This is a genomic window from Sphingopyxis sp. RIFCSPHIGHO2_12_FULL_65_19 (assembly GCF_001830555.1).
In the GTDB taxonomy this organism is placed as follows: domain Bacteria; phylum Pseudomonadota; class Alphaproteobacteria; order Sphingomonadales; family Sphingomonadaceae; genus Sphingopyxis.
In genome coordinates, this window is record NZ_MIAM01000005.1 from 5,097 (window position 1) to 20,016 (window position 14,920).

The window sequence follows — 14,920 nt, forward strand, 5'->3', positions numbered from 1 at the left end:
ACGCCGACATTTTTCCGATGTATGGACTGACCGAGGCGTTCCGTTCGACTTTCCTCGATCCCGCGCTCGTCGCTGATCACCCGACGTCGATGGGCCGCGCGATTCCGCACACCGAGATTCTCGTGTGCCACCCCAACGGGACGATTGCTGCCGACGAGGAGCCGGGCGAACTCGTTCATTGCGGCCCGCTGGTGGCGAAAGGCTATTGGCAGGACGCCGAACGCACGGCGCAACGGTTCAAGCCCGCGCCGCGTGCGTCGCGATATGGCGGAATGGCCGTGTGGTCGGGCGACACGGTGCGCCGCGATGCCGACGGTTTGCTCTATTTCGTCGGGCGCGACGATGCGATGATCAAGACCGCTGGCAACCGCGTCAGCCCGACCGAGGTCGAAGATGTTGCGGTCGCGTCGGGGCTGATATTTGAAGCGGTGGCGTTCGGGGTGCCCGACGCGCGGCTCGGCGCCGCGATCGTCCTGATCGTGCGCGGCAAGGGCGGCGTGGCCGACGAAGCGGGCCTTGCGACCTATTTGCGTCAGAACTTGCCCAATTTCATGCAACCACAAACGATCGAATGGCGCGATACACTGCCGCGCAACCCCAATGGCAAGCTCGATCGCGTCGCGATGGCCGCCGATTGGGCCAAGGAGCCCGTAGCATGAAGCCCCATGGCCCGATCCCGCCCGGCTTTCGCGCCGACCCCGATGACATGCTGCTGATCGGCGGCGACCGCGCCGAGGCGCTTGCCGACATGGCGGGCGACACCCCTCTCTTCGTTTACGACAGCGCGATGCTGACCGCGCGCGTCGCCGAATGGCGCGCTGCGATGCCGGCGGAGGTCCAGCTCCACTATGCGATGAAGGCGAACCCCTATGCACCGCTGCTCGCCTGGATGGCGCGGCTGGTCGACGGGTTCGATGTCGCGTCGGGCGGTGAGTTGAAAGCCGCGCTCGCCAGCGGGATGTCGGCTGCCGACATCAGCTTTGCGGGGCCCGGCAAGCGTGACCGCGAACTCGAAGCAGCGATTGCCGCGGGCGCGACGCTCAATCTCGAATCGGCGGGCGAGGCCGAGCGGGCGCTGTCGATCGCCGACCATTTGGGCGTCGTTCCGCGCCTCGCGGTGCGCGTTAATCCGGACTTTGACCTCAAAGGGTCGGGCATGAAAATGGGCGGCGGCGCCAAACCCTTCGGCGTCGATGCCGCAGACGTTCCGTCGCTTGTCCGCCGCCTGATCGACGCAGGCGCCGACTGGCAGGGTTTTCATATTTTCGCAGGATCGCAGGCCCTTGATGCCGCCGCGATCGCCGAGACGCAGGCACAGACGGTTGCGCTGGCCGGAAGGCTCGCAAACGATATCGGCCACAGCCCGGCGCTCGTCAACCTCGGCGGCGGCATGGGCGTACCCTATTTCCCGGGGGACAAGGCGGTCGATGTCGCCGCGGTTGGCGATGCGCTCGCCGCGACACTCACGGCGCGCGATCCGGTCCTCGCGGGCAGCCGCTTCGCGATGGAACTCGGCCGCTGGCTCGTCGCCGAAGCCGGCGTTTACCTGACCCGCATCGTTGACCGGAAAACCAGCCATGGCGAGACTTTTCTCGTCACCGACGGCGGCCTCCATCACCAGCTTGCCGCAAGCGGCAATTTCGGCACCGTGATCCGGCGAAATTATCCGATCGCGGTTGCCGGCCGGTTCGGCGCCGCACCCGCCGAAACCGTGTCGGTCGTCGGCTGTCTCTGCACCCCGCTGGACCGGCTCGGCGACCAGGTCGCGCTGCCCGGCGCCGCGGTCGGCGACCTCATCGCGATCTTTCAGGCGGGCGCTTACGGCGCCAGCGCCAGCCCGGCGACGTTCCTCGGCCAGGGTCCGGCGCGCGAAATGCTCGTCTGACACCGCAGAACCTGTTCCTTTTCGGGACATGTTTTGCCAGGCGCGGTCCGAACTTATGTCAATACTAACATTATGTTCACCCTTTTCGAGCAAGGACGGATGCTGACGCAATGGCTGTCGCTGCGGAGTATCCGGACCGCAGCACCCCCGGCGGCTCGAAAGGTTGATGGATTATGGCTTCGTTCCCCTCGCTCCGTATCGCGCGCGCCGCGCTCGTTTCGGGCATCGCCGCGACCGCGCTCACCGGCTGCATGGGCGCCGGCGGCAGCGCGCCGCAACTGCCGAGCGCCAATTTTGTGCAGAATCAGGAAGGACCGGGCGAGGAATATATCATCGGCCCGCTCGACGAGCTTCAGATCTTCGTGTGGCGTAACCCCGAACTTGGCGGCAAGGTTCAGGTCCGTCCAGACGGCCGTATCACGACCCCGCTGATCACCGACATGCCCGCCGTGGGCAAGACGCCGACCATGCTGCAACAGGACATCAAGCTCCAGCTCAGCCAATATATCACCGATCCGATCGTCAGCGTGATCGTCACCAGTTTCAACAGCACTTTTTCTCAGCAGGTCCGCGTTGTCGGCGCGACCGAAAAACCGGCCTCGATTCCCTTCCGCGCCAATATGACGGTGCTCGATGCAATGATTGCAGTGGGCGGGTTGGGCGAATATGCCGCTGGAAACAAGGCGCGACTCGTCCGTTTCGACAAAGGCAGCGGCAAGCAGCAGGAATTCGGCCTGCGGCTGAACGACCTGATCAAGCGCGGCGACATCAAGGCGAATGTGCGGCTCCAGCCCGGCGATGTCATCATCATCCCCGAAAGCATGTTCTGACCCTGCACCCTCAACCGACCCATTTCCCGAGGATTGATTTCGACCGATGAACAGCCTTTACGACGAATTCCGGGTGGCGCTGCACAGCGTCTGGACACGCCGGTGGCTCGTGCTGGCGGTGGCATGGGGTATCTGCATCCTCGGCTGGCTGGCGATCGCGTCGATCCCCAACCGCTATGACAGCCGCGCGCGGCTGCTCGTCGATATCAACGAAATCCTGCCCGATGAGGTCCAGGGCGGGGGCGGCCGTCCCCAGCTTGACGAGATTCGCGAAACGCTGACCAGCGCGCGGAACCTCGAAAAGGTCGCGGCGACCACCGGCCTGCTGCCCGCGGGTGCGAACGAACGCGACAAGGCCGGCGCGGTGGCAATGCTGCAAAAAAATATTAAGGTCATCCCACAACAGGACAATATCTTCGAGATCACCTCGAGCGTCGCTGTCGGCAGTCTGTCGGATGCGGACAATGCCAAGCTCGCCTCTGGCGTGCTCGACAGCCTGATAACGGTATTTCGCGACGACCAGCTGCGCGGCGGCCGGATGAACGCGCGCGAAAGCCTGAAATTCCTCGACGCACAGATTGCCGATCGTGAAAAGGCGCTGCGCGAGGTGGAAGCGCGCCGCGGGGCATTTGAGGCGCAGAATATCGGCCTGATCCCCGGCGGCAGCGGCTCGCCCGCGCAGCGCGTCGAAGCGGCGCGCGCCGAACTGAGCCAGCTCGATTCGCAGCTCGTCTCCGCGCAGGCGCAGCTTGCGGCGGCGAACGGCCAGCTGGCTTCCACCCCCCAGTCGATCCCCGGCGTTGGCGGCGGCGTTGGCGGCGGCGTGGCCCGCCAGCAGCTTGCCGGTGCTCAGAATGAATTGTCGTCGATGCGCGCGCGCGGCTTGACCGACGCGCATCCTGACGTGATCGCGCTCAAAAGCCAGATCGCGTCGCTGAAGGCGATGGCCGACCGCGAAGGCGCTGGCGGAGGTGGGGGGGTGCAGAATCCGGCCTATGCCTCGCTCGCCGCGATGCGTGCCGAGCGCCAGGCGACGGTCAGCGCCCTGTCGGCGCGCAAGAGCCAGCTGATGGGCGATATTGCCAAGATCACCGCGCAACAGATCCAGAACCCCGGCATCGCCGCCGAATATGACCGCATCAACGGCGAATATACGGCCTTCAAGGCGCAGTATGACAAGCTGCTTGCCCAGCGCGAACAGGTGCGCCTGCGCGGCGACGTGCAGACCGAGACGGATGCGATCAAGGTCGAACTGCTTGATCCGCCGTCAAAACCGACCAGCCCGGCGGCGCCCAATCGGCCGCTGTTCCTGACGCTTGTGCTGCTTGCTGGAATCGGCGGAGGCATCGGCGTCGCCTTTGGCTTGTCGCAGGTGCGCACCAGCTATCCGACCGCCGCCAAGCTCGAACGGGCGAGCGGTCTGCCGGTCATCGGGTCGATCACCGAAGTCGTGACGCCCGATCGCCATCTCGACCGGCGCAAGAAACTCGTCTGGCTTGCGGGTGGCGGGGGCGCACTTGTCGGCCTCTATGCGCTGCTGCTGGTCGCAGAATTTATCCAGCGCGGCATGGTGGCGTGACGGGGGACGATGACATGAACGACCAACGCAAAGTCAAGCGCCCGCCCTCGCTCCTCGAACGCGCCGCCGACATGTTCGGGCTCGATCCCGCGGCCAATGCGCCGACGATCGACGTATCGAAGCTGCCGCCGGAGCCTCAGAAAAAGGCGAAAACAGCCCAGGCTGCCGAACCCGCCGCAGAGCCGCCGCAGCCCGAAATCGTCGAGTCGGCCATCGATGCAGCCGCCCCGGTCGAACCGGCGCCCGCGCCGAAACCTTCGCCGCGCAAGGATGTTGCCAAGTCGGCTCCGGCGATTGCGCCGACCCGCCAGGGGACGATCGACCGCGAGCGGCTCGCTTCGCGCGGGATGATCGTGCCCGGCACGCCGGTCACCGGCATTTCCGAAGAATATCGCATCGTGAAGCGCGAGTTGATCCGCAATTTTGGCGGCGCGGGCAATCGCCCGATCCTGCCGCGCGGCCACCGCGTGTTGATCGCATCCGCCAACCCGGGCGAGGGCAAGACCTTTTCCGCGGTCAATCTCGCGCTCAGCCTGGCTGTCGAGGCCGATCACGACGTGCTGTTGATCGACGCCGATATCGCCAAGCCCAGCGTGCTCGAAGCCTTGGGGCTCGACGACGGTCCCGGCCTGATGGACGCGCTCGCCGACCCGCGCCTGCCGCTTGGCGACTGCCTGATCCAAACCGACATTCCGGGATTGAAGGTCATGCCCGCCGGCACCCAGCATATGCACGATACTGAACTGCTCGCCTCTGCACGGACCGAGGCGCTGCTCGGCCAGCTCGAGCAGGGCGCGCCGGGGCGCATCCTCATCCTCGATTCGCCGCCGGTGCTCGCGGCGTCGCCCGCCGCGGTGCTCGCAGGGCATGTCGGGCAGACGATCATGGTCGTGCGCGCCGACGAAACGCTCGAATCGGCGCTGCGCGACGCGATCGGACTGATGGGAGCATGCCCGCATATCCAACTGCTTCTAAACGGCGTGAAATATTCTCCGGGCGGCCGCCGCTTCGGCACTTATTACGGACAGGGAGGCGCGTGATGCGCAGCGTCACCACCATACGTCATGCGGCGATGCTCGCGGCTGTGCTGTCGGCCGGGACAGCTACGGGCGCCCACGCGCAATTTTCGGGCGATCCCGCGGCGTCGGGCGCCGGAGAGGCGCCGTCTGCAGACGCCCCGGCATCCGATGGCCGGTCGGCCAAGCGCGCCGAGGGGCGTCGCAATCAGCGCCAGATCGACGTCAGCCCCTATCTCGAAATCGGACAGGTGCTGACCGCCGATCTAAAGAATGGTGGTGACGTCCTGACCTATACGACCGTGGCCGCCGGGGTCGACGCCGCGATCGTCACACGACGCGCCGAATTGTCCGCGACGCTGCGCTATGAACATCAGTTCGGCTGGGGACGCCAGGGCGACACCGACGTGATCAGCGGCCTAGCGCGCGGCCGGATCGAAGCGGCACGCGGCCTCAATCTGGAGGGCGGTGCGCTGGCGACGCGAACGCGCGCCGACCGGCAGGGCGCCGACAGCGGCCTGTTCATCGGCGACGCCAGCAATGTCGCCAATCTCTATTCGCTTTATGCCGGGCCGACGTTTGCCCGCCGTATCGGCGGGCTCGACTTCGGGGCGGGATATCGTTTCGGTTATACGAAGGTCGATGTTGACGAGCCGGCGATCCTGGCCCCCGGTGCCCAGCCGCAGGATATTTTCGACAGTTCGACCAACCATGTTGCCTGGGCCAGCCTGGGCGCGCGTCCCGGCGACCTGCCGTTCGGTTGGCAGGTGTCGGGCGGTTATGAGCGCGAGGACGCCAGTCAGCTCGACCAGCGGTATGAGGGCAAATATGCCCGTGCCGACGTAACCGTGCCGGTCGGCCCGACACTGGCCCTGTTGGGCGGTGTGGGGTATGAGGATATCGAAATCGGGCAGCGAAATCCGCTGCTCGATGCGAATGGCGTTCCGGTGCGCGATGCGAACGGGCGGTTTGTCACCGACAGGTCGAGCCCGCGCCAGTTGTCGTTCGACACCGACGGGCTGATCTGGGACGCGGGGGTGATGTGGCAACCGAGCCGCCGGACATCACTTACTGCGCGCGTCGGTCGCCGCTATGGCGACACGATCTATACCGGCAGCTTTTCCTATCGCGCCGATCATGCGACGACGATCCAGGTCGGCCTCTATGACGGGTTGTCCAGCCTCGGCCGTGGCTTGTCGGGCGGGCTTGCCGCTCTGCCGACACAGTTCGACCCGACGCGCAATCCGATCGGCGGCGGGATCAACCCTTGTGTGTTTGGCGAACAGGGCGGCGGCTGCCTGAGCAACCAGCTCGGTAACGCAACCTCGGCGCAATATCGCAGCCGCGGCGTCCAGGCGACGCTGGCGTCGCGTTTCGCGGGATGGAGCTATGGCGTTGGCGTCGGTTACGACCAGCGCAAGCTGCTCGCGCCGCTACTTTCGCCGATTGGCAGCCTCAACGGCACGAAAGACGAAAGCTATTATCTCTTCGTGTCGGCCGGGCGTCGCCTCGACGTCGATTCCGATCTCAGCCTGTCGGGCTATGTCAATTATTTCGACAATGGCGCGCCGGGCGCCAGCGATGTTCAGTCGGCCGGCTTGTCGGCCGCCTATTCACGGCGCTTCTGGCGCGGCCTGACGGGGACTGCGGCTGCCAGCCTCAATGCCTTCGATCAGGAAGGCTTCAACAGTCAGCTTATTGGTTCAGCTTTGGTGGGACTGCGTTACAACTTCTGACCAAGCAACGGGAATTCAAGCGATGTACGATCAGTTCTATGGTTTCACCGGGCGTCCGTTCCAGCTGACGCCAGACCCGCATTTCTATTTTGAAAGCGGAACACACCGAAAAGCCATGTCCTATCTTGGCTATGGCCTGGCGCAGGGCGAAGGCTTCATCGTCATCACCGGCGACGTGGGCGCGGGTAAGACGACGCTTGTCGGTCATCTGATGAACACGATTGACCCCAACCGCCTGACCGCGGTGAAGCTGGTGTCGACGCAGGTCGAAGGCGACGACCTCCTCCGCCTTGTCGCCGAACAATTCGGCATCGAATGGGAAGGCGAGAGCAAGGCCGAATTGCTGCGGTCGATGGAACAGTATCTGCGCGAGCAAGCGCGCGCGGGCAAACGTACGCTGCTGATCGTCGACGAGGGGCAGAATCTCGCCATCTCGGCGCTCGAAGAATTGCGGATGCTGTCGAATTTTCAATTGGGCGGCCATTCGCTGCTCCAGATATTTCTGCTCGGTCAGCCTGAGTTTCGCCAGACGCTCTTTCATTCGCCGACGCTCGAACAGCTGCGCCAGCGGGTGATCGCGACGCATCATCTCGACCCGATGGAGCCCGAAGAGGTCGAACCTTATATCCTGCATCGCCTTGGCAAGGTCGGCTGGACCGGCAATCCCAGCTTCAGTCCTGACGCCTTTGAGGAAATTTTCGATTATAGCGAAGGCGTCCCGCGCAAGCTCAACGTCCTGGTCAGCCGCCTTTTGCTTTATGGTGCGGTCGAACAGATGAACCGCATCACAGCGCAGAATGTGCGGTCGGTTGTGGCGGAAATCGAGGCCGACCGCGGCATCGACGCAGCGACACTGGCGCCGCTGCCGGTCGAAGAGGTCGTTGCCGCCGCCGCGACCGCCGTCGCGCCGACGCCTGCGCCGTTCTCGCCGCCCGCGAGCGAGGCTCCGATCGAATGGCCGCGCCGCGCGCCGGAACCCGCCGTGGACGGCCCGGCTCCCTTCGCCGCGCCCGCTGAACCTGCTCCCGTTCCGCCCGACGCCGAAGAGATTGTCGTCGAACTGGCGACGGAAGCCGCTGCTGCCCCGGCGCCCACCGCCCCGTCGGTGGACCCCGAACATCTTGCCGCACTCGAAGAGCAGGTCGCGTCGCTCGAAGCGCGCCTCGTCGAGCAGGATGCGGCCCTGCGCCGGGTGCTCGACCTGCTGATCGAATGGGTCGAACGCGACCCCGACAACGCGCCCAATCCGGCAACGTCGCAGACCTGGGCTGCCTGACAAGTCGGCCCGGATCGGCTAAGCTGTCGATGAAGGTGAGGAATGATGCAGAACGGCCTGTCGGTCGACGTCGAGGACTGGTTCCAGGTCGGTGCGTTTGAGCGCACGATCGGGCGCGGCGATTGGGATGGGCTGGAATGCCGGGTGGAGGCGAACTGCGATGCGGTGCTCCAGTTGTTCGGCGATGCCGGTGCAAAGGCGACTTTTTTCACGCTCGGCTGGGTTGCCGAACGCTATCCCGCACTGATCAAACGCATCGTTGCGGCTGGGCATGAACTCGCCAGCCACGGCTATGATCACAAGCGCGTTTTCAACATGTCCGCGGCAGAATTTGCTGCGGACCTCAAAAAGACGCGGAGTATCCTCGAGGATCTCGGCGGCGTGGCGATCCGCGGCTATCGTGCGCCGAGCTTCTCGGTCGATACGCGCACGCCGTGGGCGCATGACGTCCTCGCCGAACATGGCTATGCCTATTCGTCGAGCGTCGCGCCGGTGGTCCACGATCATTATGGCTGGCCGCAAAGCCCGCGCCACGCGTGGCGGCCGCTGCCCGACAGCGATCTGGTCGAATGGCCGGTGACGACGGCGCGCTTTGCGGGGCGGACATTGGCGGCGGGCGGCGGCGGCTTCATGCGGATGCTGCCCTATGGATTCACGCGCTGGGCGATTACGCGAATGAATGATGAAGGCCATCCGGCGATTCTGTATTTCCATCCGTGGGAAATCGACCCCGGCCAGCCGCGTGTCACGGGCGCGCCGATCAAGTCGAAAATACGCCATTACAGTGGCTTGTCGGCCATGGCTGGCAAGTTGCAAAAGTTGCTGAGCGATTTTTCGTGGACCCGCGCCGACGCGCTGGTCCCCGCACAGCATCAGCGCGCGCGACTTTGGCGCGACGCGGCGTGAATGCGCCGGTCCGTTCGGTGAAGGATGGCTTTTCCGGGGCGCCGCTGTCCGATGCTGCTGCGTGGGACGCCTATGTCGCCGCGCATCCGGACGCAACGCCCTTTCACAGTCGCGCCTGGTGCGAGGCCGTCGCGAAGGCGACCGGCCATCGCTGCCATTTGGTCGCCGCGCGCAATGCGGCGGGGATTTTGACCGGCATTCTGCCGCTTCATCATATCCGTTCGCGGTTGTTCGGGCAGGCGTTGGTCGGCAGCGGATTCGCAGTCGGCGGCGGCCTGTTGGCTGACGATCCGGCGGTGGCCGCAACACTGGCACAGGGCGCCGCCGAAATGGCGAAATCACTCGGCGTGCCGTCGGTCGAACTGCGCGGCGGCGAACTGCCCGAAGGCGAAGGGTGGTCGTGCGAAGAGGGCGTCTATGCCGGATTTACCCGCGACCTCGCCGCCGACGACGATGCCGAACTGCTCGCCATCCCGCGCAAGCAGCGCGCCGAAGTGCGTAAGGCGCTGGAAAGCGGGCTGACGGTCACGACGGGCCAGGGCGACGCGCAGCGCCGCGATCACTACCGCATCTACGCGACCAGCGTTCGCAATCTCGGGACGCCGGTTTTTCCGAAGGCGCTTTTCGACGCCGTGCTAGATGCGTTCGGCGACGACGCCGATATCCTGACCGTGCGCGAGGGCGTGCGGCCCGTTGCCAGCGTGCTCAGCCTTTACTGGCGCGGCACGGTCATGCCCTATTGGGGCGGCGGCCTTGCCGAGGCCCGGCGGCTGCGCGCCAACGAGCTGATGTATTTCGCGTTGATGCGCCACGCCCGGGCCAAGGGTTGCACGCGTTTTGACTTCGGTCGATCGAAAGTCGGCACCGGCCCCTTTGCCTATAAGAAGAACTGGGGGTTCGCGCCGCAGCCGCTGGTTTATGCGCGCTGGCTCGCGCCGGGTGAGACCGCCCGCGATACCAATCCGAACAGCGCCAAATATCGCCTCCAGGTCGATCTTTGGAAAAAACTGCCGCTGTGGGCGGCGAACCGGCTGGGTCCGTTGATCGCGCGCGGGCTGGGCTAGGCTTCGGGCTGATGGCCGAGATATTGTTCCTCGTTCACCGCGCGCCATGGCCCCCGGACCGCGGCGACCGGATTCGCAGCTGGCATATGTTCGCGGCGCTGTCGAAGCTTGCGCCCGTGCATGTCGCGGCGCTTGCCGACTCGGAAGCGGATGCCGCGCTGGCGCGCGACAAAATGACGCCGCTTTGCAAGAGTTTGCGAATCGAGGTGCGCAACGTATCGCGGCCGCTGGCACTGGCCCAGGCGGTGTTGAACCGTGAACCCGTATCGAACCGGCTGTTCCGCAGCGCGGAGCTGGCGCGCCACGTCGACCGGCTGATCGGCGGGGGCGGCATCACCCATATCGTCGCTTTCTCCGGCCAGATGGCCCAATATCTTCCGGCCCGTTTCGACGGCCCGATGCTGATGGATTTCGTCGATGTCGATTCGGCGAAGTTTGCGACTTACGCCGAACAGGACCAGCGCCAGCCGCTGCACTGGGTCCACGCCCGCGAAGCGCGGATATTGGGTGCCTATGAAGCCGCCGTGGCGCGCCGCGCCGACGCCAGCCTGTTCGTCAGCGCGGCGGAGGCGGCGCTTTTCTGTCGGCAGAGCGGGGTGGGCGCCGACACAATCCACGCCATCGAAAATGGTATCGACACCGACCGCTTCGATCCGTCGGTCGCGCTGACGCCGGTCGCGACGGGGGCGGGCCCCCTGGCGGTTTTTACCGGGCAGATGGACTATCGCCCCAATATCGACGCCGTGCGCTGGTTCGCGCGCGATATCCTGCCTTTGATCCGGCGGCGGCATGATCGGGCGCGCTTTGCGATCGTCGGCCGGGCGCCGACGGGCGAGGTGCGCGCGCTCGAAACCTTGCCCGGCGTCCTTGTGACCGGCGAGGTGCCCGACGTTCGCCCCTGGCTCGCCGCCGCCGACGCCGTCGTCGCGCCGCTGTTGCTGGCGCGCGGGGTACAGAACAAGCTGCTCGAAGCCATGGCAATGGCGCGCCCGGTCGTCGCAAGCGCCGCCGCGGCGACGGGGATCGATGCCGTTCCGGGCGAGCATTTGCGGGTCGCGGACGGCGCCGATGCGATGGCCGACGCGGTCTGCGCGCTGTTCGACGACGGCGCCGCTGCCGCCGCGATGGGACAGGCCGCGCGGGCCCGGATGATCGCGCGCTACGGCTGGGACGCCCGCCTCGCGCCGCTCGGCAAGCTGCTGGGATTGGCCGTATGACCCGCTGGACGCATTGGCAGCGGCACCTCGCCGCGCTGGGATTGCTTTCAGCGGCCATCCTCGCGATCTTCTGGCGTGATGCGGTCGATATGGCCGGTATCTGGTGGCATAGTTCAACCTTTACCCACTGCCTGTTGATGTTGCCGATGATCGGCTGGCTGGTGTCGCAGCGGGTTCCGTTGCTGCGCCCGCTGACGCCCTGTTTCTGGTGGCCTGCGCTGATCTGGATGGCCGGTGCGGGGGTGGTTTGGCTTGTCGGCGAAGCGGCGGGGGTCGGGCTGTTCCGGCAGCTCGGTCTTGTCCTGATGTTGCAGGGCGCGGTCGCCGCGACGCTCGGCGACAAGCTGGTCCGCGGCCTGCTGTTTCCCCTCGGCTACGCGTTTTTGCTTGTGCCGTTCGGCGAGGAACTGGTGCCGCTGCTCCAGACCTTTACCGCGCACATCAGCGTCATATTGCTTCACCTTTCGGGCATCGCAGCCCAGATGCAGGGCGTGTTCATCACAACGGACGCGGGCTTTTTCGAGGTGGCCGAGGAATGTTCGGGGGTCAATTTCCTGGTCGCGATGCTCGCCTATTCGGTGTTCGCTGCGCATCTATGTTTCACGAGCTGGACACGCCGCATCGTCTTTGTCGTGGCGGCGCTGGCGACCACCATCCTCGCCAATGCGCTGCGCGCCTATGGCACGATGGTTGCGGCCGAAATCTGGGGAATCGAGGCGGCGGGCGGGATAGATCATATCTTCTATGGCTGGATATTTTTCGGCCTCGTCATCCTGATCGTCATGCTTGTTGCGCGGCGCTGGTTCGACCGGGCGGCCAACGACGTGGCGGTCGATGTGCGCGGGCTGGATGGTGCGTCGCGGTTCGCGGGAACGGCAAGGGCGGTCCTGCCGGCCGCGCTTGCGGTTCCGATCGCCTTCGCCGGCTGGGGCATCCTGGTCGGCGGTCGCAGCGCTCCCTTGCCCGAAACCATGGCGGTCGAGCCGCCACCCGGCTGGCGCGATGCGCGGGCGGGCGGCACGGCCTGGGCGCCGCGCTTTGACGGAGCCGACCAGCGGTTGCTGCGCCAGTTCGCCGACGACAAGGGCCGGGTCGTAACCGTCGCAATCGGTGGCTATGAGCGCCAGGCGGAAGGGCGCGAAATCGTGGCGTTCGGGCAAGGAGCGGTCGACCTCGACAGCAAATGGGCGTGGAGTGGGTCGCTGCCCGCGATCGATGGAGCAAAGACAGAGCGATTGCTGCATCCCGGCCCCGTGCTACGCGACGCGGCGACCTGGTATGTCGTCGGCGGCACCGTGACCGGCGATCCGCGCGCAGCGAAACTGGCGGGGCTCAAGGCCCGCCTGTTGGGCGGCGATCCGCGCGCCATGTCGTTGATCGTATCGAGCGAAGAGCGGCAGGGCGGGGCGAATGCGATCACCGATTTCGTTTCCGCGTCGGGCGGAGTCCATGCAATGGCTGACCGCGCGCTGAAAACGCGTTAAGGGCGGTTCCTATATGTGTGGGATTGCCGGCATCTATCATCTCGAAACGGCAAAGCCCGTCGATCCTGCGCGGCTGCGGGCGATGTTGCAGCCGATGCAGCACCGCGGCCCGGACGGCGCGGGCGCGTGGACTGCGCCGGGCGTCGGATTAGGTCATCTGCGGCTGTCGATCATCGACATCGAAGGCAGCCCGCAACCGATGGCGAGCGACGACGAGATCGTCACGCTGACCTATAATGGCGAGATATATAATTTTCGCGAGCTGCGCGCCGAACTGGAAGATCGCGGCCATCGTTTCCGCACCAGCGGCGATACCGAGGTGATCATCGCGGCGTGGCGCCAATGGGGCCCCGATTGCCTGTCGCGCCTCAACGGCATGTTCGCCTTTGCGATCCATGATCATCAGCGTGGCTGCCTTTTCCTTGCGCGCGACCGGCTGGGGGTGAAGCCGCTCCATTATGTTCGCCTGTCCGACGGATCGGTGGCATTTGCATCCGAACTGAAGGGGCTGCTCCGCAATCCGCTGCTGCGGCAGGAAGCGAACCTGACCGCGATCGAGGACTTCCTCGCCTTCGGCTATGTCCCCGACGATAATTGCATCGTCGCCGGTGTCGAAAAACTGCCCGCCGGCCACTTTCTGATGCTCGAACGCGGCAAGCGGATACCCGCGCCGACGCGCTGGTGGGCGCCAGATTTCTCGAAACGCATCCGCGCGTCGGAGGGCGAGGCGGCCGAGCATCTGGTCCATTTGATGCGCGCCGCGGTGACCGACCGCATGGTCGCGGATGTGCCGCTTGGCGCCTTTCTGTCGGGCGGGGTCGACAGCAGCGCGGTGGTCGCGCTGATGGCCGAGGCGAGCGCGAAGGCGGTCAAGACCTGCACGATCGGTTTCGATCAGGCCGCGCTCGACGAAACCCAATATGCCCGGCAGATTGCCGAACGGTTCGCGACCGATCATCGGACGCGCACCGTTTCGTCGGGCGATTTTGCGTTGGTCGACCGCATTGCCGACATGTTCGACGAACCCTTTGCCGACGCCAGCGCGCTGCCGACCTATCGCGTGTGCGAACTCGCGCGCGAAGAGGTGACGGTCGCGCTGTCGGGCGATGGCGCCGACGAGGCCTTCGCCGGATACCGCCGCCTTGTCTTCCAGCATCAGGAAGAAAAGCTGCGCGGGCTGATCCCCGGATTCCTCCGCCGCGGGGTGCTGGGGCCGTTATCGCATGTCTGGCCGCAGATGGATTGGGCACCGCGCCCGCTGCGCGCCCGCGCGACACTCGCCAGCCTGTCGAAAAGCGGCGCCGAAGGCTATGCCGAGGCGGTCGGGGTGACGGGGCAAGGACAGCGCGCACGGCTGTTCAACGATGCGGCGATCGGCGCGCTGGGCGACCATGTTGCCGAGGCGCGATATTGGAAAGCGATGGCCGAGGCGCCCGCCCGCGAGCCGCTCGACCGCGCGCAATATGCCGATATGATGATTTGGCTGCCCGGCGATATCCTGACCAAGACCGACCGGATGAGCATGGCGGTCAGCCTCGAGGCGCGCGAACCCTTGCTCGACTATCGCCTGATCGAGTTCGCCGCGAGCCTGCCCGCGTCGATGCGGGTCAAGCGCGGGACGGGCAAGGCGATCATGAAGCAGGCGATGGAACGATATTTGCCGCACGACATCCTCTATCGCCCGAAAATGGGGTTTGTGACGCCAGTATCAGCATGGTTTCGCGGGCCGCTCGTCGAACAAGCGAAGGGGCTCGCAACCTCGTCGACCCTCGCGCGGTCGGGCTGGTTCGACATGGCCGAAATCGAACGCATCGTCGCGGCGCACCAATCGGGGCGGCGCGATCACGGGCGATTGATCTGGCAGTTTTTCATGCTGGAAAAATCGCTGGCGAAATTGTTCGGGATTTGAGATTTTTGATCGTCCCCC

At 65.6% G+C, this 14,920-nt stretch carries 11 protein-coding genes and 1 pseudogene; all 12 read left to right on the forward strand.

Annotation, left to right across the window (positions count from 1 at the left end; genetic code table 11):
- Positions 1-659, forward strand: a pseudogene (locus A3E77_RS00780) (AMP-binding enzyme); the annotation flags it as partial.
- Positions 656-1,885 (forward strand): pyridoxal-dependent decarboxylase, exosortase A system-associated, encoded by a 1,230-nt coding sequence (locus A3E77_RS00785; RefSeq protein ID WP_293643004.1) that lies wholly within the window; start codon positions 656-658, stop codon positions 1,883-1,885. The pseudogene A3E77_RS00780 and the gene A3E77_RS00785, both read left to right, overlap by 4 nt.
- A 173-nt stretch (positions 1,886-2,058) precedes the next feature.
- The gene (locus A3E77_RS00790; RefSeq protein ID WP_293643005.1) at positions 2,059-2,715 is read left to right on the forward strand and encodes an XrtA/PEP-CTERM system exopolysaccharide export protein; all 657 of its coding nucleotides are present in this window, start codon (positions 2,059-2,061) and stop codon (positions 2,713-2,715) included.
- A 46-nt stretch (positions 2,716-2,761) separates the two neighbouring features.
- Positions 2,762-4,294, forward strand: coding sequence for an XrtA system polysaccharide chain length determinant (locus A3E77_RS00795; protein ID WP_293643006.1), 1,533 nt, complete (start codon positions 2,762-2,764; stop codon positions 4,292-4,294).
- 14 nt (positions 4,295-4,308) lie between these two features.
- Entirely contained in the window at positions 4,309-5,334 is a 1,026-nt protein-coding gene (locus A3E77_RS00800; RefSeq protein ID WP_293643007.1) for a P-loop NTPase, read from the forward strand.
- Entirely contained in the window at positions 5,334-7,046 is a 1,713-nt protein-coding gene (locus A3E77_RS00805; protein ID WP_293643008.1) for a hypothetical protein, read from the forward strand. Before A3E77_RS00800 ends, A3E77_RS00805 begins: the two co-directional genes overlap by 1 nt.
- Before the next feature lie 22 nt (positions 7,047-7,068).
- Complete coding sequence (locus tag A3E77_RS00810; protein WP_293643009.1) at positions 7,069-8,322, forward strand: XrtA/PEP-CTERM system-associated ATPase; 1,254 nt, start codon at positions 7,069-7,071, stop codon at positions 8,320-8,322.
- A 45-nt stretch (positions 8,323-8,367) separates the two neighbouring features.
- The gene (locus A3E77_RS00815; protein ID WP_293643010.1) at positions 8,368-9,228 is read left to right on the forward strand and encodes an XrtA system polysaccharide deacetylase; all 861 of its coding nucleotides are present in this window, start codon (positions 8,368-8,370) and stop codon (positions 9,226-9,228) included.
- Positions 9,225-10,292 carry a FemAB family XrtA/PEP-CTERM system-associated protein gene (locus tag A3E77_RS00820; protein ID WP_458574394.1) on the forward strand — a complete coding sequence of 356 codons (1,068 nt, stop codon included), beginning with the start codon at positions 9,225-9,227 and terminating at the stop codon, positions 10,290-10,292. Before A3E77_RS00815 ends, A3E77_RS00820 begins: the two co-directional genes overlap by 4 nt.
- An 11-nt stretch (positions 10,293-10,303) precedes the next feature.
- Complete coding sequence (locus A3E77_RS00825) at positions 10,304-11,509, forward strand: TIGR03087 family PEP-CTERM/XrtA system glycosyltransferase (protein WP_293643011.1); 1,206 nt, start codon at positions 10,304-10,306, stop codon at positions 11,507-11,509.
- Positions 11,506-12,993 (forward strand): exosortase A, encoded by a 1,488-nt coding sequence (gene xrtA, locus A3E77_RS00830; RefSeq protein ID WP_293643012.1) that lies wholly within the window; start codon positions 11,506-11,508, stop codon positions 12,991-12,993. Before A3E77_RS00825 ends, xrtA begins: the two co-directional genes overlap by 4 nt.
- A 13-nt stretch (positions 12,994-13,006) precedes the next feature.
- Complete coding sequence (locus A3E77_RS00835; protein WP_293643013.1) at positions 13,007-14,902, forward strand: XrtA/PEP-CTERM system amidotransferase; 1,896 nt, start codon at positions 13,007-13,009, stop codon at positions 14,900-14,902.
- Positions 14,903-14,920 lie beyond the last annotated feature (18 nt).

What these genes read in the sequence shown, in the direction of transcription:
- A3E77_RS00785 (WP_293643004.1), top strand. Translation starts at nt 656, where the DNA reads ATGAAGCCCCATGGCCCGATCCCGCCCGGCTTTCGCGCCGACCCCGAT.
- A3E77_RS00790 (WP_293643005.1), top strand. Translation starts at nt 2,059, where the DNA reads ATGGCTTCGTTCCCCTCGCTCCGTATCGCGCGCGCCGCGCTCGTTTCG.
- A3E77_RS00795 (WP_293643006.1), top strand. Translation starts at nt 2,762, where the DNA reads ATGAACAGCCTTTACGACGAATTCCGGGTGGCGCTGCACAGCGTCTGG.
- A3E77_RS00800 (WP_293643007.1), top strand. Translation starts at nt 4,309, where the DNA reads ATGAACGACCAACGCAAAGTCAAGCGCCCGCCCTCGCTCCTCGAACGC.
- A3E77_RS00805 (WP_293643008.1), top strand. Translation starts at nt 5,334, where the DNA reads ATGCGCAGCGTCACCACCATACGTCATGCGGCGATGCTCGCGGCTGTG.
- A3E77_RS00810 (WP_293643009.1), top strand. Translation starts at nt 7,069, where the DNA reads ATGTACGATCAGTTCTATGGTTTCACCGGGCGTCCGTTCCAGCTGACG.
- A3E77_RS00815 (WP_293643010.1), top strand. Translation starts at nt 8,368, where the DNA reads ATGCAGAACGGCCTGTCGGTCGACGTCGAGGACTGGTTCCAGGTCGGT.
- A3E77_RS00825 (WP_293643011.1), top strand. Translation starts at nt 10,304, where the DNA reads ATGGCCGAGATATTGTTCCTCGTTCACCGCGCGCCATGGCCCCCGGAC.
- xrtA (WP_293643012.1), top strand. Translation starts at nt 11,506, where the DNA reads ATGACCCGCTGGACGCATTGGCAGCGGCACCTCGCCGCGCTGGGATTG.
- A3E77_RS00835 (WP_293643013.1), top strand. Translation starts at nt 13,007, where the DNA reads ATGTGTGGGATTGCCGGCATCTATCATCTCGAAACGGCAAAGCCCGTC.